Annotated in this window: 17 protein-coding genes; 10 read left to right on the forward strand and 7 right to left on the reverse strand. The window is 66.5% G+C overall.

Annotated features, from left to right (window positions below):
* Nucleotides 1–10: 10 nt before the first annotated feature.
* Together AC3EDY_RS03630 and AC3EDY_RS03635 are read right to left on the reverse strand one after the other, a co-directional pair.
* Entirely contained in the window at nt 11–2,533 is a 2,523-nt protein-coding gene (locus AC3EDY_RS03630) for a TonB-dependent receptor domain-containing protein (protein ID WP_488571101.1), read from the reverse strand.
* 158 nt (nt 2,534–2,691) lie between these two features.
* On the reverse strand, nt 2,692–3,822 hold the full coding sequence (locus AC3EDY_RS03635) for a DUF2332 family protein (RefSeq protein ID WP_488571102.1): 1,131 nt from the start codon (nt 3,820–3,822) through the stop codon (nt 2,692–2,694).
* 210 nt (nt 3,823–4,032) lie between these two features.
* Between AC3EDY_RS03635 and AC3EDY_RS03640 the strand changes: the two genes are divergently transcribed.
* From AC3EDY_RS03640 to AC3EDY_RS03675, 8 genes are all read left to right on the forward strand, one after another.
* The gene (locus tag AC3EDY_RS03640; protein WP_488571103.1) at nt 4,033–6,198 is read left to right on the forward strand and encodes a response regulator; all 2,166 of its coding nucleotides are present in this window, start codon (nt 4,033–4,035) and stop codon (nt 6,196–6,198) included.
* A 122-nt stretch (nt 6,199–6,320) separates the two neighbouring features.
* Nucleotides 6,321–6,920 (forward strand): biliverdin-producing heme oxygenase, encoded by a 600-nt coding sequence (locus tag AC3EDY_RS03645; protein WP_488571104.1) that lies wholly within the window; start codon nt 6,321–6,323, stop codon nt 6,918–6,920.
* Nucleotides 6,917–9,694, forward strand: coding sequence for a bifunctional diguanylate cyclase/phosphodiesterase (locus AC3EDY_RS03650; RefSeq protein ID WP_488571105.1), 2,778 nt, complete (start codon nt 6,917–6,919; stop codon nt 9,692–9,694). Before AC3EDY_RS03645 ends, AC3EDY_RS03650 begins: the two co-directional genes overlap by 4 nt.
* 112 nt (nt 9,695–9,806) lie before the next feature.
* Complete coding sequence (locus AC3EDY_RS03655; protein ID WP_488571106.1) at nt 9,807–10,739, forward strand: MBL fold metallo-hydrolase; 933 nt, start codon at nt 9,807–9,809, stop codon at nt 10,737–10,739.
* Entirely contained in the window at nt 10,721–11,407 is a 687-nt protein-coding gene (locus AC3EDY_RS03660) for a DUF4230 domain-containing protein (RefSeq protein WP_488571107.1), read from the forward strand. The genes AC3EDY_RS03655 and AC3EDY_RS03660 overlap by 19 nt, the downstream gene beginning before the upstream one ends.
* An 88-nt stretch (nt 11,408–11,495) precedes the next feature.
* Nucleotides 11,496–12,482, forward strand: coding sequence for a quinolinate synthase NadA (gene nadA, locus AC3EDY_RS03665; protein ID WP_488571108.1), 987 nt, complete (start codon nt 11,496–11,498; stop codon nt 12,480–12,482).
* A gap of 22 nt (nt 12,483–12,504) precedes the next feature.
* Entirely contained in the window at nt 12,505–13,134 is a 630-nt protein-coding gene (locus AC3EDY_RS03670; RefSeq protein ID WP_488571109.1) for an FMN-binding negative transcriptional regulator, read from the forward strand.
* A 174-nt stretch (nt 13,135–13,308) separates the two neighbouring features.
* Nucleotides 13,309–14,430 carry an alkene reductase gene (locus AC3EDY_RS03675; protein ID WP_488571110.1) on the forward strand — a complete coding sequence of 374 codons (1,122 nt, stop codon included), beginning with the start codon at nt 13,309–13,311 and terminating at the stop codon, nt 14,428–14,430.
* A gap of 26 nt (nt 14,431–14,456) precedes the next feature.
* Here the strand turns inward: AC3EDY_RS03675 and AC3EDY_RS03680 are convergent, their stop codons facing one another.
* Together AC3EDY_RS03680 and lipB are read right to left on the reverse strand one after the other, a co-directional pair.
* On the reverse strand, nt 14,457–14,771 hold the full coding sequence (locus AC3EDY_RS03680) for a hypothetical protein (RefSeq protein ID WP_488571111.1): 315 nt from the start codon (nt 14,769–14,771) through the stop codon (nt 14,457–14,459).
* On the reverse strand, nt 14,771–15,463 hold the full coding sequence (lipB, locus tag AC3EDY_RS03685) for a lipoyl(octanoyl) transferase LipB (protein ID WP_488571219.1): 693 nt from the start codon (nt 15,461–15,463) through the stop codon (nt 14,771–14,773). The genes AC3EDY_RS03680 and lipB overlap by 1 nt, the downstream gene beginning before the upstream one ends.
* 135 nt (nt 15,464–15,598) lie before the next feature.
* Between lipB and AC3EDY_RS03690 the strand changes: the two genes are divergently transcribed.
* On the forward strand, nt 15,599–16,420 hold the full coding sequence (locus AC3EDY_RS03690; protein ID WP_488571112.1) for a hypothetical protein: 822 nt from the start codon (nt 15,599–15,601) through the stop codon (nt 16,418–16,420).
* 93 nt (nt 16,421–16,513) lie between these two features.
* Here the strand turns inward: AC3EDY_RS03690 and AC3EDY_RS03695 are convergent, their stop codons facing one another.
* The 3 genes from AC3EDY_RS03695 to AC3EDY_RS03705 form a co-directional block, all read right to left on the reverse strand.
* Nucleotides 16,514–17,140, reverse strand: coding sequence for a class I SAM-dependent methyltransferase (locus AC3EDY_RS03695; protein ID WP_488571113.1), 627 nt, complete (start codon nt 17,138–17,140; stop codon nt 16,514–16,516).
* Between the two features lie 136 nt (nt 17,141–17,276).
* Nucleotides 17,277–18,230: a 2-hydroxyacid dehydrogenase gene (locus tag AC3EDY_RS03700; RefSeq protein WP_488571114.1), complete on the reverse strand. Its 954-nt coding sequence runs from the start codon at nt 18,228–18,230 to the stop codon at nt 17,277–17,279.
* A gap of 55 nt (nt 18,231–18,285) precedes the next feature.
* A complete protein-coding gene (locus tag AC3EDY_RS03705) occupies nt 18,286–18,801 on the reverse strand; it encodes a DUF2141 domain-containing protein (RefSeq protein ID WP_488571115.1) in 516 nt (171 codons plus the stop codon).
* 349 nt (nt 18,802–19,150) lie between these two features.
* Here AC3EDY_RS03705 and rpe point away from each other — a divergent pair, with 349 nt between their 5' ends.
* The gene (rpe, locus tag AC3EDY_RS03710) at nt 19,151–19,813 is read left to right on the forward strand and encodes a ribulose-phosphate 3-epimerase (RefSeq protein ID WP_488571116.1); all 663 of its coding nucleotides are present in this window, start codon (nt 19,151–19,153) and stop codon (nt 19,811–19,813) included.
* The last annotated feature ends 1 nt before the right edge of the window (nt 19,814 follow it).

A 19,814-nucleotide genomic window follows, 5' to 3' on the forward strand; every position in this document is an offset into this window, starting at 1 on the left:
GGAAAAGCGATCAGAAGTTGAGGCGCACCGAACCGGTCACGGTACGGCCGTTCAGCACCTGGGCTTTGGCAACGCCGTTGGCCGGAATGCTCGAGGCCCCCAATTGCACGATCGCCAGCTTGTCGAACACGTTGAACGCGGTCACGCCCAGTTCCAGCCGCGGCAGGGGCCGCACGAAGACATAGGGATTGACGATGATATAGCCCGGCTGGCGCAACACGTTGCCATCCTGGGCATAGCTGCTGGTCTGCCCGTTGATCTGCGCGCCCACGTTGAACAGCGTGGTGGCATATTCCGGACGCGCCTGGAACAGCAGGGAAGGCTGGCGGCGCGGCGTGTTGCCCACGATCGCCGGATCGGTGAGGTCGCTGTCGATCCGCGCTTTCACGTAAGTGGCGCCCAAAGTGAGGTGATAGGGGCCATGATGCGCCTGGGCTTCCAGTTCGGCGCCTTTGGCGCTGTATTCGCGCACGAGGTTGTTGAGCACCGTCGCACCCGAGCCGTCGATCCCGATCTGCACGTTCTGTTCGCGGGTGGCCGCCCAGAACCCGGTCAGATAGACTTCAAATGCGGATTTGCGCAGCTTGAAGCCGGCTTCGGCCTGCTTGACCGGTGCGGACGCAAACGACGAGTCGGTGAGCTTGCCCGTGCCCGGGTTGAGCGCGCCCGAGAACAGCAGGCGGTCGGCCGCTGCGCGGCCGCCGCGGCTATAGCGGGCAAACACCGATGCGTCGGCGGCGAGGCGATAATTGATGCCCGCCGAATACGAAACGTAGTGATAGTTGTAATCGACCACCCCGGGCTGCTCCAGCGGCAGCACGGCCACCCGCGTTTCGGGCAGGCTGATCTGCCCGTCGCGGTTCATGTCGACGCTGGCCGCCCCCTGGCGGCCGCCGAGATCGGCACCATAGATCACGCCGCGCACTTTGCCGGTGTCGAGACGCACACTGGCGCCGATCGCCAGACGGCCGAACTGGTAGTTGGCAGAACCGTAGGGCGCCAGGATCCGGTAGTTGACGTCATACCGTTGACGCCCGGTGTAGATCGGGCCGCCATAGCCGAAGCCATAGGCCAGGACCCCGTTCTGCGTCACGGGCGTGCCACCGGCGGTGGTGATGTCGATCTGCGTGCTCTGGGCATTGCCGGCAAGATTGACGACGGTGCTGGCCAGATTGACCATCATGCCGATATCCTGCTTGGAAGCATAGAGACCGGCCGTGGTCGTCAGGGTTCCCTGCCCTACCGACCAGGACCGGCTGGCGCGAACGTCGTTCACCACGTGATCGAGCTTGTCGAGATCGGTATGGAATTCGATCTGCGCCGACAGCATGCCATTGCCGCCAAGCCCGGTGGGATCGGCAATGGCCTGGCCGGCATTCGGCCCCGTGGCATAGCTGAGCTGTGCGCCCGGCCCGCCAAAGATCGAGGCGATCGCGCCGGCCCCGCCCGTCAGGATCGGGACTTCCTGGTTGAACTGCCCGCTGTTGGCGGCATAGCGAAAGCGGTCGGTGATCGTCCAGCCGCCCAGCTCGAACTGGGCTTCCACGCCAAAGGCGCGGGACACGCCATGCGCGCCGTCGTGACCGTCGATGGGGGTGGGGCTGTTGTTCCGATCGAGGCCCAGACCGAGCGCGGTATACTTGGAATTGAGCGCATCGCGCCGCGCGTCCACGCCGCCCAGATTGCGGATGACCGGCTTGTCGTTGGTGCCCGAAAGCAGCACGGGATAATCGAGGTAGGTCGGCTGGCGATCGTCGAGATACTTGCCATAGAACCGGATATAGCCGCCCGCGAAATCGCGGGTGACGTTCAGCCGCACCTGCCCGCCGGCAAAGGCGTTGTAGCCGATGCGGCGCGGCCCTTCGCCGGTGCGATAGAAACCGCCGACGTGAAAGCGCCAGCCCTGGCCCACCGGCGAGCCATAGGAAAAGTCCACCCGGTTGAGATCATACCCCAGGCCCGCCGAATAGCGCACGGCGCCGCCGGTGGTTTCGCCCGTTTTGGAAATCAGGTTGATCACCCCGCCCGGCGAGTTGGACGCGAAGGCCGAGGCCGAACCGCCGCGAATGGCCTGAACCTGCGAGAGGCCCAGATCGACCCGCACGAACATGTCGAGCCCGGCGGAAACGATATCGCCGAACTCCAGCACCGGCAGACCGTCTTCCTGGATCAGCAGATACTTCGACAGGTCGCTCGAAATGGGCAGGCCGCGCACGGTCATCGAGGTGAAACCGTCGGTGCCTGTGTTCTCGACGCGGATGCCGGGCATGTTGCCGATGATCGCGGTCGTCGCAGTGACGCCCAGGCGCTCAATGGCGTTCTCGTCGAGCGAAGTTGCCGAAATGGCCGAATCCAGCAGATCGCGTCCCTTGGCAACGCCGGTGCTGAATGTCTTGCCCGCAGGTGCGGGGGCAGCGACCCTTCCCTGACTTCCGCTGCGGCCTTCGCCGTTGGTGTCCGCCCCATCTGCGGCATAGGCGGCGGTCGAACCGATCATCATCGCCGAAGCCAACAAGGTAAAACGCAAAGCCATTCTGGTAACCTCCCTATGCCATGGCATTTCAGGAAGGCGATTACGAAGAATTCGCGAATTTATCCGTTGTGACGATATAGGCAAATTTGCGGATTTTCTCGGCAGAGATGACGAAATAACCGTAAACTTTAGGTGGAAATACTTAAAGCATGTCCCGGTCAGTCCAACCATTCGATCCATTCGCCATAAGGATGGCAATGCGCCAGCAACCGTGTCTGCCCGCGATGGCCGTCCTCGCTGCCGCCGCCGCTGCTCGCCAGGCCGCTCCAGTGCGTGACATGCAGCTTTACCGCGCTGCGATCGGCGCTCCATTCCAGCGCGATCCAGGCCAGCGGCCGTTCCGGCGTAGCGAGGGCGCCGGCGCGGATAATGGCCGCCGTGATCTCGCCCCGGTCGGCCGCCGACAGATATTGCATGACCATCGAATGGACGATCACCCGCCGCGTGCCGGCACTCTGGGGCGCGCGCAGGCGCCTTTCCAGCCAGGGCGCGGCGCTGCCCCGATCCACCCGTGGCGGATGGTCGCGGGCGATGGCCAGAGCACGCGCCAGCCGCGCCAGCCGGTCGGGCTTGTCCGGCCAGACATAGGCCTGCATGCGCCGCACGCTGTCCGGATCGCGCGGATCGACGGGCGCCAGGTCAACGCCGCGCGCCGATGCGATGCGCAGGGCGCCGGACGGCGGCGACGGGCCGCGCCAGTCGGGCACGATGTGCAGTGACGCGGCATCCGGGCCGCATTCGGTGCGTCCCAGCGTGAAGCGATACCGCGCAAGGTTCAGATTGAGGCCGGCGCTCGCCCCCACTTCCAGCAATTCCACCGGCATTTTCGCCGGCGCGTCGAGCGTCAGCAGCGCCGCGGCGAAAGCGGCCGATCGCGCCACCTCGTTGGTCTGGGTGGGGTGGGCCATCCATTCGATGATGAAGCTCTGGTGCAAGGCCAGCGCCTCTGCCACCGCCGCGTCGAAATCGCCCTGCCGCGCGGCGATCAGGGCCGCCAGGCGCGCTGGCTGCCCGTCGAGCGCCAGGGCGTGCAGCGCCGAAGCGAGCCGGAATGCGACGGCATCGGCGCCGAATTCGCCGGGCCAGTTGTCGAACATCAGCGCAAGGCCGGGGGCACGATCCAGTTGCCGCCAGGCCGCTTCCACCAGGCGCGCCACGAAAGGGGAGCCGAGCGCGGCAATGCGGGCCGCATGCACGCACAGCCCGTCGCGCCGCGGCGCGATCGCCCGTGCCGCTTCCCGGTCAAAGGACACCGCCGTCATCGTTTGCGTCACGCCTGCCTGATCCATGATCCACGGCTTCTATGGCCGGCAAGGTCCTGCCAGTCCGCCACCGGCGCAGCCGTAGAGTTACGTAAAAGCGCCGAGAAACAACGCTGCTGTGGCCATTGGCCAAGGCCGCGTGGCGCATCGCACGGCACGTTTCGCGATCTGATGCGTTACGGGCCTACGGGTTCTTGCGCGCCCTCTCTCGCATCAATCGAGGACACCAGCCCGATCGTGACCGATCCCATGCCCGAGATGCTGTCCCGTGCCGAACTGGACGCAGAAGTGCGGCGCCTGCGCCAGTCCCTGGCCGAGGGCGGGAGCGGCATCGCCACCGAACGCGCCGAGGCCCGTCGCCAGGCATTGTTCGAAACGATCGACGATGGTTTCTGCATCATCGAATTCTTCGACGGTCCGCATGGCCCGTTGAGCGACTATCGCCATGTCGAGGCCAATTCGGGCTATGAGCGCCATACCGGCATTGCCGATATCGTCGGCAAGACCCTGCGCGACATCGCCCCGGACGAGGCGGATGACTGGCTGGCGCTTTATGGCCAGGTGCTGAGGACTGGCGAGCCGCTGCGCTTCGAACGCGAATTCCGCTCCGCCAGGCGCTGGATCGAGGTTTCCGCCCGGCGGATCGGCCAGCAGGGCGATCGCCAGGTCTCGGTGCTGTTCCGCGACATTACTGCGCGCAAGGCATCGGAACAGGCCTTGCGGCAGAGCGAGGCACTGGCCCGCGACAGTGTGCAACGCATGCAGCTGGCGCTTTCGGCCGGGGCGATCCTGGGCACATGGATGTGGGATATCGCGGCCGGGCTGGTGATCGTCGACGAAGGCTTTGCCGCCGCTTTCGGCGTGCCGGCGGGGGCGGATTTTTCGCGGCAGGAGCCCGAGCGCCTGATCGCGGCCATTCACCCCGACGACCGGGACGGCGTCCGGGCCGCCATCGCCGCCTGTCTGGCCGCGCCAGGCCCGTATCGCGTCCAGTATCGCGTCCGGGGCCACGACGGCCGCGATACCTGGGTGGAAGCGGTGGGCCGGGTCGAAACCGACGCGCATGGCGTGGCCGTGCGCTTTCCCGGGGTGCTGCTCGACCTCGAGGCGCGGCGCAGCGTGGAGGCCGAGCGCGACCGCGTGACCGAGGAACTGCGCCGTCTGACCGAAACCCTGGAACAACGCGTGGCCGATCGCACGGCCGAACTCATGCATGCCGAGGAACAGCTGCGCCAGGCGCAGAAGATGGAAGCGGTGGGGCAACTGACCGGCGGACTGGCGCACGATTTCAACAATCTGCTGGCCGGCATCTCCGGCTCGCTGGAAATGATCGGCGTGCGCCTGGCACAGGGCCGCTTTGCCGAAGTGGAAAAGTACCTGGCCCTGGCCCAGGCGGCCGGTCGCCGCGCTGCCGCGCTCACCCATCGCCTGCTGGCCTTTTCGCGGCGGCAGACCCTGGCGCCCCGCGTCACCAACATCAACGATCTGGTGGATGGCATGGCCGATCTGGTGCGGCGCACCGTCGGCCCGGCCATTGCCGTGGAATGCGTCGGCGCGGCCGGCTTGTGGACCGCGCAGGTCGATGTCAGCCAGCTGGAAAATGCCCTGCTCAACCTGTGTCTCAACGCGCGCGATGCCATGCCCGAAGGCGGGCGCATCACGATCGAGACCGCCAACCGCTGGTTCGACAAGCGCGCGGCGAGCGCGCACGACATTCCGCCCGGCCAGTACGTCGCGCTCAGTGTGACCGACACCGGCGTCGGCATGTCGGATGACGTCATCGCCAAGGCTTTCGACCCGTTCTTCACCACCAAGCCGCTGGGCCAGGGCACGGGGCTGGGCCTTTCGATGATCTACGGCTTTGCCCGCCAATCGGGCGGACATGCGCGGATCTATTCCGAACTGGGGTGCGGCACCACCGTGTGCATCCATCTGCCCCGGTATTATGGCGCCGGCGAAACGAACCCGGATGAAGGCCTCGCGACGGCCGCTGCGGCCGCCCCGCCGGCGCCGGTGCCCGGCCAGGGCACCGTGCTGGTGGTCGACGACGAACCGCTGGTGCGGATGCTGGTGGTCACCGCACTGGAAGACATGGGCCATGCCGTGCTGGAAGCCGAAGACGGGGCACAGGGGCTCAAGATCCTCCAGTCCGCCGTCGCGGTCGATCTGGTGATAACCGACGTTGGCCTGCCAGGCGGCATGAACGGGCGGCAGATGGCCGATGCGGCGCGCGGCCATCGTCCCGACATGCCGGTGCTGTTCATCACCGGCTATGCCGAAAACGCGATCATCGGCAACGGCCATCTGGACCCTGGCATGCAGATCCTGACCAAGCCCTTTGCCGTGGCCGATCTGGAACAGCGGGTACAGGCCATGCTGCCGGGCGCGGCGCACGCGGAATGATAGCGGATCAAACCCCTTCCGCGATGAGAAGATCGTTAACCAAATTGCCCTATTGCTGAAACAAAGCGCAAGGAGGGGCTTGGCATGCCGATGATAGGCTGGCGCGCCGCAAGGACGCCGCGATGACCGCGATGGTCACCGTCTCTTTAGGGACGCAGATGGTGTGCAGCCCCGCACGGCTCAGCGCCGTTCTGCGCGAACGCACCCGGCACGAGCATGAAGCCTGTGAAGATGCGATGGACCTGGCGCGCCGGCTGGGCAGTGCCGCTGCCTATGCCGGCCTGCTGCGGTCCATGCAATCGGCCTATCTCCAGCTTGACGGCGACGAAGCCATGCAGCGCGCCGGGCAGGCCCTGGGCATGCCGGGCCTCGTCCGGAATGCGCTGGATCGTCTGGCCGGCGATCTCGGCTCGGCAGGTACGGCTGCTGTGGCAAGGCCGGTGTTCTCCACCGTGGCCGAAGCCGTCGGCGGCATTTATGTCGTCCTGGGCTCCCGCCTGGGCGGGCAATTGATCGCACGGCTGGTCCGCGAACGGTTGCCCGGCGCCCCGGTGCAGTTTTTCGCCGGCCCGGACGATGGGCTGCCCTGGCCGATCTGCAAGGCGCGGCTTGACGAATATGGGCAGCGCTTTCCGGAAACGACCGAACGGGTCGTCGACGGCGCGCGCACCGCGTTCGGCCTTTTTGCCACGGCGCTGACGGAAACCGACCCGTGCAGGTGAGCGACACCGCGCTGGCGGCGTGCGACCGGGAGCCGATCCACCTGCCAGGTGCCATCCAGCAGTTCGGCGCGCTGGTGGTTGCCGATGCCCAGGGCCGGATCGTGCAGGTTTCGGCCAACCTGGCAGACTGGCTAGACATTCCCCCCGGGGCGGCGCTGGGCCGATCGATCGAGGCTCTGTTCGGCAGCGCCTTTGCCGATGCGGTGGGCAAGGCCCTGGCCAGCGATGCCAACCGCCGCGCCAATGTGCTGAAAGGCCCGCCGGGCCTGGACCTGGCCGTGACCGCGCACCAGTACCAAGGCGTGACGTTCCTCGAGTTCGAGACGAATGCGGCAAGCGGGCCGAACGACCTCGACGATGTGCATCGCCTGGTTTCCGGCCTGCGCAGCGCAACCACCAGCGACGAGCTGGCGGGCGATGTGGTCCGCGATCTCAAGCGGCTCAGCGGCTTTGACCGGGTGATGCTGTACCGGTTCGACGAACACGGCCACGGCCAGATCATTGCCGAGGCGCTGGCCGAGGGGTTGGAACCCTATCTCGGTCTGCATTACCCGGCCACCGACATACCCCGGCAGGCGCGCCGCATGTATCTTGCGCAGCGCCTTCGCTACATTGCCGATGTCGGCTACGATCCGGTGGCGATGCAGGGCCTGCCCGGGCACGAAGCGCCCGTCGACATGACTTTCTGCGCGCTGCGCAGCATCTCTCCGGTGCATATCGAGTATCTGCGCAACATGGGCGTCGGGGCAACCCTCGCCTTGTCGGTGGTCATCGACGACAAGCTATGGGGCATGGTGGTGTGCCATCACCGCACGCCGATTTTCCTGTCGCCACAGCGGCGGGCGATCTGCGATCTGGTCGGCCATCTCACTTCGGCCCTGCTGGCGGCCCGACTGCGCGCTGAAACGATGGCGGCGCGGGTGAGCCGGCAGCACATGCTGGCAGCGCTGGGTGAACGCCTGCTGACGGGGGCCAGCGTGGCCAGTGCGCTGGCAGACGATCCCGCCAGCCTGCTCGGCGTGGTGAAGGCCGACGGCGTCTACCTGCGGCTGGGCGGTGAAACGCGGCTGATCGGCAAGACGCCTGACGCCGACACCGCGCGCCTGGTCCTTGCGGGGCTCCAGGCCTCGGACGGCCAGCCGCCCTATGCTTCGGCCTCGCTGGCGCAAGCCTTTCCCGATCTGCCCCTGGGCAATATCGCCGGGGCGCTGGTCATTCCGATTTCGCACAATCCCGAAGACGGCATCGTCTGGTTCCGGCACGAGGTAACGCAGAACGTCACCTGGGGCGGGGATCCTTCGCAGCTCAAGATCGCCGACGGAGAACGCCTGACGCCCCGCAAATCGTTTGCCGCCTGGCGCGATACCGTGCGGGGGCGGGCTTTGCCGTGGACCCGCGTGGACCTGGGCAACACGCGCGAGTTGCGCCGGATGGTCACCGCCGCGCTGCTGCGCCAGACCGAACAGCAACTGGCCGTGCTGAGCCATTACGATCCGCTTACCGGCCTGCCCAACCGGCGGGCACTCCAAGAAGAGCTGACCGCGCTGAGCGGGGCGGGCGATCCGGCCGCGGCGCTGCTGTTCCTCGATCTCGATCGCTTCAAGACGGTGAACGATTCGCTCGGCCATGCCGCCGGCGACGAATTGCTTGTCCAGGTGGCAGAGCGTCTGCGGGGCGCGATCGGCCGCGAAGGCGTTGTCGCGCGGCTGGGCGGCGACGAATTCGTCGCCCTGCTGCCGGGGGCCGACGAGCATGCCGGGCGGGTTGTCGCATCGCGCATTCTCGATGCGTTCAGCCACCCTTTCCTGATCGAAAACCGCCCCCACCGCGCCAAGACCAGTATCGGCCTGGCCCTGTCGCCCGCCGTTTTGCCCGAAGACCTGCTGCGGGCGGCCGACGCGGCGATGTATGCCTCTAAGCGGCAGGGCGGCGCAGAGCTCACGGTGTACGAGGCGCGCCTCCATGCCGAAGTGATGGACCGCTTGCGGCTGGAGCAGGACCTTTTCGTGGCGGGGGAGCGCGACCAGTTCTTTCTCGTTTTCCAGCCCATCGTCGAGACCGGCACGCATCAGATCGTGGGATACGAGGCGCTGCTGCGCTGGCGCCATCCCGAACGCGGTGTCGTGGTGCCTTCGGATTTCATTCCGATCGCCGAGGAAACCGGCCAGATCCTGCCCATCGGCCGCTGGGTGCTCGATCAGGCGGTGGCCACGGTGACCGCTTGGAACCGCCGGTTCGGCACGCGGCTGTTCGTGTCGGTCAATGTTTCGCCCCAGCAGCTGGCCCACTCCCATTTCGTGCATGCGGTCGAAGCTGCGCTCGTTGCCCATCGCGCCACACCCGGGGCAATCGTTCTGGAAGTGACCGAAACCACGATGATGGACCGTTCGGCCCTGCTCCGGCTGGAAGCGCTGCGCCGGCTGGGGGCGGGAATCGCGATCGACGATTTCGGCACGGGCTTTTCCAACCTCGCCTATCTGCGCGATCTGCCGGCCGACAAGGTCAAGATCGATCGCCGCTTCATCAAGGCCGCCGTCGAAAGCGCCGATGATCGCGCGTTCCTGGGGGCGATCGTCAACCTCGCCCGCACCACGCGGATGACGGTACTGGCCGAAGGTGTCGAAACCGAGGAGGAAAGCCGTATCGTGACCGAGGTGGGTTGCGATCTGATCCAGGGGTATTTCTTCGGGCGCCCGCAAGAAACGGATGGCGTGGAAGCAACGCTGGCGGCTTTGCCGGGCACGCCCCCGATCCGGATAACCGGCGGGCGATAACCGGCAGAACGCGCGCCGCCGGGCATAACAGGGATATCATGGCCGGGTGTCGCGGCCGGATGGCGCAGGCGCGCGGCTTGCGTCGATGGCCCCGCATCCCCATAGCGGGGCTATGGCCAGTCACTCTTTTCCCGATCGTTCCACGTGGAACACCGGTATCGCCCGGCAGCTCGAGCCGCTGGTGCGGCGGGTGCTGGCGCCCAATCCATCGCCTTTCACGTTCACCGGCACGCAAACCTATCTGGTGGGGGCGGGTGACGATGTGGCGGTGATCGATCCCGGCCCGGACGGCAACGGCGCCTCCCCCGGCCCCGCCAACCATGCCGATACCAATGGCGAAGGGCACGTTGCCGCGATCCTGGCAGCGGTGGGCAACGCACGGATCGCGGCGATCGTGTGCACTCACACCCATCGTGACCACAGCCCCGCCTCGCGCCCCCTCGCGGCCCTTACCGGGGCGCCGATCATCGGTTGCGCGCCCCTGGCGCTCCATGACGAGGGGCCGCGGGCCGATGCCGCGTTCGATCCCGACTATGTGCCCACCCGCGTGCTCGTCGATGGCGATGAGTTGACCGGCGACGGCTGGACGCTGCAGGCCGTCGCGACGCCTGGCCACACCAGCAACCACTTGTGCCTGGCGCTCAAGGAAAGCGGCGCCCTGTTCACCGGCGACCATGTCATGGGCTGGTCCACCAGCGTGGTCTCGCCGCCCGACGGCGACATGGCCGCCTATATGGCTTCGCTGCAGAAGCTGTACGACCGGCCGCAGGATCGCGTCTATTACCCCGCGCACGGTGACCCGGTCGACAATCCCCACCAGTTCGTGCGCGGGATGCTGGGCCATCGCCGCCAGCGCGAGCGGCAGATCCTGCGCGTGCTCGAAAGCGGCGCGCAGGCCATTCCCGCCATGGTGGCGCAGATGTACAAGGGGCTTGACCCCCGCCTTGCCGGCGCGGCCGGCCGTTCGGTGCTGGCCCATCTGCTCGATCTGGAACGGCAAGGGCGAGTCGTTCGTTCGGAGGAAGAATGGATGATCCCGCGCTGAACTCGTCGCTGAACCCGTCACCGGGCACCGTGCCCCCTTCGCGGCCGCGTCTCGCCCTGGCCCGGCGCAGCGCTTTGCCCTGGCTGCTGTTCTTCGGCGCGCTGGCGCTTGCCGCCTTTCTCGGCTGGCGACTGTGGAAGCCGCAGGATATCGGCGATCCGCTGGCCACCAGCCTCGTCGCGTTCCAGCGGCAGAACAGCCTGACGGTATTCAGTGCCGAGCTGGCGCCCGTCGTCTCCAGCAACGATAGCCGCCTGTTCGGACTGGTGCAGTCCAAGCAGGTGGCGGTGATCCCCGCGCGCATCGATTACACGATCGATCTGGCGCAGATGAACCCTGGCCGCATGGCCTGGGACGCGGCCAGCCAGACATTGTCGGTGCGCCTGCCGCCGCTGCGACTCAGCCGGCCCAACCTGGACGAGGCGCGGGCGCAGTATCTGCGCGAAGGCGTGTGGATCACCCGCGCCGCGCAGGACGAGCTTACCCGCGACAATACCCGGCTGGCCGAACGGCTGGCCGGCCAGCAAGCCGCCAATCCGGTGCTCATGGGGCTGGCCCGCAATGCCGCCAAGGACGCGGTGCGCCAGAACCTGGCCATTCCGCTGCACGTCGCCGGCTATGGCAAAGTGAACGTTGCCGTCAGCATCGACGGGGAAACCGCGCCATAGGCCCGCTATGGCTCTTGGCATCGGGTGCGCAGGTCCCTAAGTCGCGCGCAGAGCCGGCACGCCCACCGTCCGGCAGCAGGAGCGATCGATGACGGCCCAGCCCACCAACCTGTCAGGCCTCGACCTGCGCGCCGAGATCGACCGGCTGCGCACGGAGCGCAAGGCCGTGATCCTGGCGCATTATTACCAGAAGCCGGAAATTCAGGACCTGGCCGATTTCGTCGGCGATTCGCTTGAGCTTTCGCGCAAGGCCGCCGCGACCGATGCCGAAGTCATCGCTTTTTGCGGGGTGCGGTTCATGGCCGAAACCGCCAAGATCCTGAGCCCCGACAAGATCGTGGTGCTGCCCGATCTCGATGCCGGATGCAGTCTCGAGGATTCGTGCCCGCCCGACCAGTTCGCCGCGTTCCGCGCGCAGCATCCCGATCATATCGCGTTGACCTACATCAACTGCTCGACCGAAGTGAAAGCCCTGTCGGACGTTATCGTGACGTCATCGAGCGCCGAAACGATCCTGGCCAAGATCCCGCCCGAACAGAAGATCATCTTCGGGCCGGACAAGCACCTGGGCGGCTATCTCAACCGCAAATTCGGACGCGACATGCTGTTGTGGCCCGGGGTGTGCATCGTGCACGAGGCGTTCAGCGAAACCGAGCTGCTCAAGCTCAAGGCACGGCATCCCGATGCGCCGATCGCCGCCCATCCCGAATGCCCGGCGCATATCGTCGATCATGCCGATTATGTCGGTTCCACCAGCGGCATTCTCAACTATGCCAAGACCATGGCGGGCGACACCCTGATCGTGGCGACCGAGCCGCACATCATTCACCAGATGGAACTGGCCATGCCCGGCAAGACGTTCATCGGCGCGCCGGGTGCCGATGGCAATTGCAACTGCAACATCTGCCCCTACATGGCGCTCAACACGCTGGAAAAGCTCTACCTCGCGCTGTGTGACCTGACCCCGCGGATCGAGATCGAGGAAGGCCTGCGCCTGGAAGCGAAGAAAAGCCTCGATGCCATGCTCGCGATGGCCAGCGGCACCGTGGGCCAGGGCGATCTGGGGCGGCGTTGATCTGGGCAGGGTTGGCAGCAAAATGTATTCTCCTTCAGCCTTCAAGGAAGACCGTCAGGATTTGCTGCGCGAGGCCATAGGCCGCTTTCCACTCGGCACGCTGATCACCTGCGGTACCCTGGGTCTGATCGCCAACCTCGTGCCGTTCAGCCTTCGCAGGGGCGCACACGGGGATGTTCTCTGCGCACACCTGGCCAAAGCCAATACGCAAATTGCAGATCTGAGCGCGGGAACGCAGGCACTGGTGGTGTTTCAAGGGCCGCAAGCCTATGTAAGCCCGTCGTGGTATCCCACCAAGCAGCAGCACGGGAAAGTGGTTCCAACCTGGAACTATGTGGTTGTGCAGGTTCGGGGCACGCCCCGCATCATTGACGATCTCGTCTGGCTGCGTGACCAGCTTGGCAAGTTGACCGACACGCACGAGCACGGGCGCGCGGACCCTTGGCGGATCGATGATGCTCCGGCGGACTTTATCGCCGGACAGATGAGAGGCATCGTCGGCCTGGAAGTGCCGGTCGAGCAGATCGAAGGGAAATGGAAGGTAAGTCAGAACCGGCCCCTGGCCGACCGGCTCGGAGTGGAGGCAGGACTGCGGGCGGCAGGAGCGGTTGATCTTGCTGAAGAAGTGTCTATTCGAACGGAGGGTCGGTAGACCGCAGGACAGACAGCCTCTTGACGGCCTGCGCAGTGGCAGACTTTTCTTTTGCGGTTCCAAGCAAATCCTGTGGCATCAGATGTCGGCAGCCTCTTGCGTAACGGTCAGGTCGGACGCAAACTGCGTTTCAAATGAAAACGCAGTTTGCGTCTGCATCAAGAGGCCCTTCGCATGACCCAGTCTTCTGACCAGCCCCACCATGCCCCGCTGTTCCAGCCGATCGATTTCGGCGCGATCGCGGCGCCCAACCGCATCGTCATGGCCCCGCTGACGCGCGCCCGCGCCGGGCGTGACGGGGTGCCGACGCCGATCATGGCCACCTATTACAGCCAGCGCGCCAGCGCCGGGTTGCTGATCTCCGAAGCCACCGGCATCAGCCGGGAAGGGGCCGGCTGGCCCTATGCCCCCGGCTTGTGGACCCAAGCCCAGGTGGAAGGGTGGAAGCCGGTGACCGACGCGGTGCACCAGGCGGGCGGGCGCATCGTGGCCCAGCTGTGGCACATGGGGCGCCTGGTCCATCCCGATTTCATCGATGGGCAGCGGCCCGTCTCCGCCTCGGCCACGCGTGGTCCCGGCTATGCGCATACTTATGATGGCAACCAGGACTATGTCGAAGCGCGGCCGCTGCGGGTGGACGAGTTTCCCCGCCTGCTCGACGATTATGCCCATGCCGCCGAGAATGCCCGGAAAGCCGGTTTCGACGGCGTGCAGTTGCACGCGGCGAACGGCTACCTGATCGACCAGTTCCTGCGCGATTCGGCCAATCTGCGCACCGACGATTACGGCGGCAGCCCGGAAAACCGCGTCCGCCTGCTGCGCCAGGTGATGGAGCGCCTGATTGCCGTGTGGGGCGCAGACCGCGTCGGCGTGCGCCTTTCGCCCAACGGCGAATCGCAAGGGGTGAACGACAGCGACCCGGCGGCGCTTTTCGGCGTGGCGGCGCGCGTGCTGCAGGATCTGCAGCCGGCTTTCGTGGAGCTGCGCCAGCCCGGCCCCGATGGCAGCTTCGGCGCCAGCGACGTGCCCCAGCAGGACGCGCTGATCCGTTCGCTCTATACCGGGCCGCTGGTGCTCAACAGCGATTACACGCCCCAGGGCGCGGCGGCCGATGTGGCCGCGGGCCGGGCCGATGCTATCAGCTTTGGCCGTCCGTTCATTTCCAATCCCGATCTGGTGGAACGCATCGCGCGCGACGCGCCCCTGGCACCCAATCGCGACGTGCCGGCATCGTGGTACACCCCGGGGCCGCAAGGCTATATCGACTATCCCACCCTGGCCCAGGAAACGGTCTGAAAAGCCGCTGCGACCGGGAGCCGGCGCTATGGCGCCGGGGCCTGGTCCGCGCCGGCGGGGGCGGTTGGCGGGCTTTCGCGCGGCCCGTCGTCCGGGCCGGTCGGGCCGGTCTCTTCGGGGTCCGGGCGGGCGGCCCTGCCATCGGCGGTGTTCACCACAGGCTGCAATGGCGGCGTGCCGGTGGCGCCGTCCAGATCGATCATCGCATCGCTGACCGTGCCGGGCAGAACCTCGCCGCCCGCCGCCTTGGCTGCGCCCTTGTCGCGGTCGTCGGTTTTCTGACAACCGCCCAGGCCGGCGAGGAGGACGACGGCAGACAGCGAAGCGAGCGCGGTTTTCATCAAGGGTTCTCTCCCAAGGGCGGACTTGGTTCCACAGGCGGACAGGGCACGTCGAGCTTGGCCAGAAAGCCCGGCAAACGGGCCAGCAGCGCTTCGTCCCATTGCGCGCTGCCCACCGGGCGGCCCAGGTCCTGCAGGCTGGTGACCCCGAATTCCTCGATCCCGCAAGGCACGATCCCGCCGAAATGTGCAAGATCGGGCGACAGGTTCACCGCAAAACCGTGCATCGTCACCCAACGGCGGATGCGCACGCCGATCGCGCCGATCTTGGCTTCGCGCCCGTCGGCCCCGGCGCACCAGATCCCGATGCGTCCTTCCGCTCGCCAGGCCGTAACGCCGAAATCGGTCAGGGTATCGATCACCCAGCCTTCCAGCGCATGGACGAAGCCGCGCACGTCGCGCGCGCGCCGGCGCAGATCGAGCATGACATAGCCGATGCGCTGGCCAGGCCCGTGATAGGTATAGCGCCCGCCCCGCCCCGCTTCGACCACCTCGAAACGCGGATCGAGCAGTTCGGCGCGGTCGGCGCTGGTTCCGGCGGTATAGACGGGCGGATGCTCGAGCAGCCACAGCATCTCGGCCGCGCTGCCTTCGGCAATCGCCGCATTGCGTGCCGCCATCGCGTCCAACGCCGGACGATAGGGCACGAGGGTGGTTTCCCGCACGATTTCGATGCTGTCGGGCGTGGTCATCATGCCTTGCGACTTGGCCTCGAAGCCGGCCGGGCGCAAGAGGCAAGCGGCCGGGAAGACGCGTGCGTGCCGGCGCGGGCTTTGCTAAGGGCAGGCACGCGCAAGCTGTGAACAGGCAAGCCACAAGGAAACCAAGTGACCAAACCTTCGATCGCCCCGCTGGACAGCATGGCCGCCTGGCAGGATGCCACCCGCATCGTTTCGGCCAACACCGACGTGCTGCTGGCGATCGCCGGGGTGTTCTTCCTGCTGCCGATGCTGGTCTGGGCCGTGTTCGTGACACCGCCGGTCGTCAATCCGGATATGCAACCCCAGCAACTGACCCAGGTGGTGCGGGATTACTATGTCGCCAACCTGCCCTATCTGCTGGTGCTGTCACTGCTGCTGGCTGTCGGGTTCGTCACCATGCTGGTGGGCATTCTCGATCGCAGCCGCCCCACGGTGGGGCAGGCGCTGCGCAACTGCGCCGTGCGCGTGCCCGCCTATGTCGCCGCGCAGATCCTGATAGGCCTGGTCGCCACGCTGCTGATGTCGGTGACAAGCGGCGTGCTGATCGCGCTGCGCATGCCCCCCGCGCTGGCGGCCGGTGCCGGCCTTGCGGCCATGATCTATCCCCTGCTGCGCACGATCATGGTCGGCCCGGTGCTGGGCGTGGGGCGAACGCACAACCCGATCATGGCGATCCGGGCCAGCCTGGCCCTGACACGCGGCAACACCAGCCGCATCTTCTTGTTCCTGGGCCTCGCGACAGTGACTTTCCTGGTGGCGCACAGCGTCATAACCCTGCTTGTGGGCCTGGTCGGCGCACAATTGCTGGGCGCCGAAAGCGAAACCGCGCGGGTGATCAACGAGGCCGTCTCGGCCCTGCTCTATTCGGCGGGCTACACCTATTTCGTGGCCATGCTGGCGGGCATCCACAGCCAACTGACCAAAGACCTGCCACGCCGCGCCGCCTGAACGAAACGGAACGGTTCTGTTCCATTATCGCGACGGGCCACGATCGCGACTGGCCATAATCGCGACTGGCCATGATCGCGAAAGACGTACCGGTCAGTCTTTCCAGCCCCACGAAATCACGCACGGGGGGAAGTTCGCCGGCTCGAAGCCCTTGTCGATGCGATTGAAATAACGGCTCATGAGCGTGCGGGCGCGGGCGGTGTACTGGTAGACCAGAAAGGCCCCGCCCTGGCGCAGCACGCGGTGGGTGGCGGCCATGATCGCCGGGCCGACCCCTTCGGGAAGCGTGGTGAAGGGCAAGCCCGAGAGCACGTAGTCGGCATGGTCGAACCCATGCTGGCGCACGATGCTTTCCACATCGGCCGCGGACCCGTGCACCGCGATGAAGCGGCTGTCGGCAATCGTGCGCGAGAGATAGGCGATGAAATCGGGGTTGGTGTCGATCACGATCAGCCGCGCATCGCCGCGCAGGCGATCGAGCACCGGCTGGCAGAACGTGCCGACACCCGGGCCATATTCCACGAACAGGTCGCAGCGTTCCCAATCGACCTTCGACAGCACGCGCGCGATCGTGCGGCGCGAGGACGGCGCAATTGCCCCCACCATCACCGGATGCTTGAGGAAGCCCTTGAAGAAAATGCCCGCCGGACCGAGCATGCGTTCCGCCTTGCGTCGAACCCGCTGATGCAAGGGGACACGCGCCGCCTGGGTCGAATTCATTGTGGACAGGCTTCCCTATTTTCGTTTGTACGCAGCGCACGTTGCAAATCTGCGGCATTATTGCAAGCGTTCGACATGCCACACGGTGCCATGCGGCGAACCGTTACAGAACCCGTTGTTTGCACGATCCGTCGCATCAGCCCGGCAAATGCGGCGTTTCGGGCACTGGCGTAAGCGCCCGGCCAGTGGTGAACCAGGCGGAAAGATTGTCGATCATCAACTGGCCCATGGCCTGACGCGTGGTGACCGTGCCGGAACCGACATGGGGCAGCAGCACGACATTGTCCTGCGCCAGCAGGGCGGGCGGAACATGTGGTTCGTTGGCAAAGACATCGAGCCCGGCGGCCAGGATGGTGCCGGATCGGAGAGCCGCAATCAGTGCGGCTTCATCCACGACGCTGCCCCGCGCCACGTTGATCAGCACACCTTGCGGCCCCAGCGCGGCCAGCACCCCGGCATCGACGAGCGCCGCGGTCGAAGCCATGCCGGGCACGATCACGATCAGTACGTCGACGGCCTGCGCCAGCGCCACGACGCTGGGATACCACGGATAGGCGATGTTTTCCTGCCGGGTGCGGCCGTGATAGGCGATCGCGACGTCAAAGCCCTCCAGCCGCCGCGCCACGGCCTTGCCGATGGCACCCAGGCCAAGAATGCCGATACGCCGGCCGCGCAGCGTGGGAGAAAGCGGAAAGTTGCGTTGCGGCCACTGCCCCGCGCGCAGATGCCGTTCGGCCTGCGGCAGGCGCCGGATCGTGGCGAGCAGCAGCCCGAGGGTAAGATCGGCTACTTCCTCGTCCAGCACGCCGGGGGTGTTGGTCACCACCACGCCGCGGGCACGCGCTGCCTCCACGTCGATATTGTCATAGCCAACGCCGAGGTTGGCGATGATTTCAAGCGCCGGCAGACGCGCCATCAGATCCGCCCCCAGGCGCCCGAACAGGGCATTGGTGGCAAGCGCGCGGATCGACCCGGCGGCTTCCTCGGGGAACCCGTCCTGCAGGCGGTGAACGGTGAACGCGGCTTCCAGCGGGGCCATGGTGAAAGGCGGAAACGGCGCGGCGGCAAGAACGGCGGGCTTGGTCATCATGCCGCGATCCTAGCGGGCAATCGCCCGGCCTGTCAGCCCCCGGCTGCGCTGCGCGTCAGGGGTAGCGCAGCTTGATGCGGGTGGAAAGGTTGCTCCGCGGCACGGCGAGGCGGACCGAACGGAACGCCAGCAGGCTTTCGATCGACCCGGGATTGCCGGAAAAGCCGAAACCTTCGGAGGGCAGGCCCATCGGCCCAATGCGATTGAGCGCCCCGGAACTGTCCTCGTCATGATAGACCGCCAAGGCATAGACGCCCGGACGCGGCAGAAACAGGCACAGGCGCGTCTTTTCCGCCCGCGCCGGCACCCGGCTGACATAGAGCGAGCCGCCATCGATCAGGAACTTGCCGGCATCGTCGGGATAGAGCGTGATCGTGATCGTGCCGCGATCGGATCGCACCTTGTCGACCGTGACGTTGAGCCAGGTATCGCTCGGCGGCCCGGCACATCCCAACGGGGGCAGGCGCACGCGATGGGTCTCTGCCGATGCCGCTGCGGGTGCAAGCGCTAGGGCGCAGGCCATGGTCAGGCCGGGAACGACACGGTGCAGGGATTCGATCAGCGCTTTCACACTCTTGTCGATGGCAAGCCCGGCGCATCATGGCAAGAGGGCGCCGCCACGCCCCGGTCTTTCGCCCGGCAAGCGTGGCATCGTTGCCAGTGGTGGCTGCGGAAGTGCCTCGATCGGGGCAAGCGCATGATCGGGGCTGGCGCATGAGCCCGAAACCGGACAATCCGTGTGGAAAAGACCGCCAAGGCGGCTTGTGGCTCCGATTCGGCCCGGTTAAGCGCCGGATGGCGCCTGCTTGGCGAGCGGGCCGGGCCGGGTTATCCCCGGACGGCCGGATTAAGGTCATCTGCCGGTCCTTCGCCCGGTTTCTTCACGTTCGGTCCCTTCCCGTCGCAATCGGATCCTGTCGATGCCAGTGCCGTTGATTTCCCCCTCGATCCTGTCCGCCGACTTTTCCCGGCTGGGCGAGGAAGTGCGCGCGATCGACGCGGCCGGGGCGGACTGGATCCATGTCGACGTGATGGACGGCCATTTCGTGCCCAATATCACGATCGGCCCGGCCGTGGTGAAGGCCTTGCGCCCGCATACGGCCAAGCCGTTCGACGTGCATCTGATGATCAGCCCGGTGGACCCGTACCTGGAGGCTTTTGCCGAGGCCGGGGCCGACATCATCACTGTCCACCCTGAGGCCGGGCCGCACGTGCATCGCAGCGTGCAGGCGATCAAGAACCTGGGCAGGAAGGCCGGAATCGCGCTGAACCCGGCGACCCCGGCCAAGATGCTGGACTACCTCATCGACGAGATCGACCTGGTGCTGATCATGAGCGTGAACCCCGGCTTTGGCGGGCAGAGCTTCCTTGCCAGCCAGTTGCGCAAGATCGAGGCCGTGCGCAAGGCGATCGACAAGACCGGCCGCCCCATCCACCTGGAAGTGGACGGGGGAGTCGATGCCGCGACCGCTCGCCGCTGTGTGGAGGCCGGGGCCGACGCCCTGGTGGCCGGCACTGCCACGTTCAAGGGCGGGCCGGCGCATTACGCCGCGAATATCGCGGCGCTCAAGGGGATCGGCTGAC

Source organism: Novosphingobium sp. DS6-6, from assembly GCF_057784975.1.

Coding starts and splice junctions, on each gene's coding strand:
- AC3EDY_RS03630 (WP_488571101.1), bottom strand. CDS start 2,533: ATGGCTTTGCGTTTTACCTTGTTGGCTTCGGCGATGATGATCGGTTCG.
- AC3EDY_RS03635 (WP_488571102.1), bottom strand. CDS start 3,822: ATGGATCAGGCAGGCGTGACGCAAACGATGACGGCGGTGTCCTTTGAC.
- AC3EDY_RS03645 (WP_488571104.1), top strand. CDS start 6,321: ATGACCGCGATGGTCACCGTCTCTTTAGGGACGCAGATGGTGTGCAGC.
- AC3EDY_RS03655 (WP_488571106.1), top strand. CDS start 9,807: ATGGCCAGTCACTCTTTTCCCGATCGTTCCACGTGGAACACCGGTATC.
- AC3EDY_RS03660 (WP_488571107.1), top strand. CDS start 10,721: ATGGATGATCCCGCGCTGAACTCGTCGCTGAACCCGTCACCGGGCACC.
- nadA (WP_488571108.1), top strand. CDS start 11,496: ATGACGGCCCAGCCCACCAACCTGTCAGGCCTCGACCTGCGCGCCGAG.
- AC3EDY_RS03670 (WP_488571109.1), top strand. CDS start 12,505: ATGTATTCTCCTTCAGCCTTCAAGGAAGACCGTCAGGATTTGCTGCGC.
- AC3EDY_RS03675 (WP_488571110.1), top strand. CDS start 13,309: ATGACCCAGTCTTCTGACCAGCCCCACCATGCCCCGCTGTTCCAGCCG.
- AC3EDY_RS03680 (WP_488571111.1), bottom strand. CDS start 14,771: ATGAAAACCGCGCTCGCTTCGCTGTCTGCCGTCGTCCTCCTCGCCGGC.
- lipB (WP_488571219.1), bottom strand. CDS start 15,463: ATGACCACGCCCGACAGCATCGAAATCGTGCGGGAAACCACCCTCGTG.
- AC3EDY_RS03695 (WP_488571113.1), bottom strand. CDS start 17,140: ATGAATTCGACCCAGGCGGCGCGTGTCCCCTTGCATCAGCGGGTTCGA.
- AC3EDY_RS03700 (WP_488571114.1), bottom strand. CDS start 18,230: ATGATGACCAAGCCCGCCGTTCTTGCCGCCGCGCCGTTTCCGCCTTTC.
- rpe (WP_488571116.1), top strand. CDS start 19,151: ATGCCAGTGCCGTTGATTTCCCCCTCGATCCTGTCCGCCGACTTTTCC.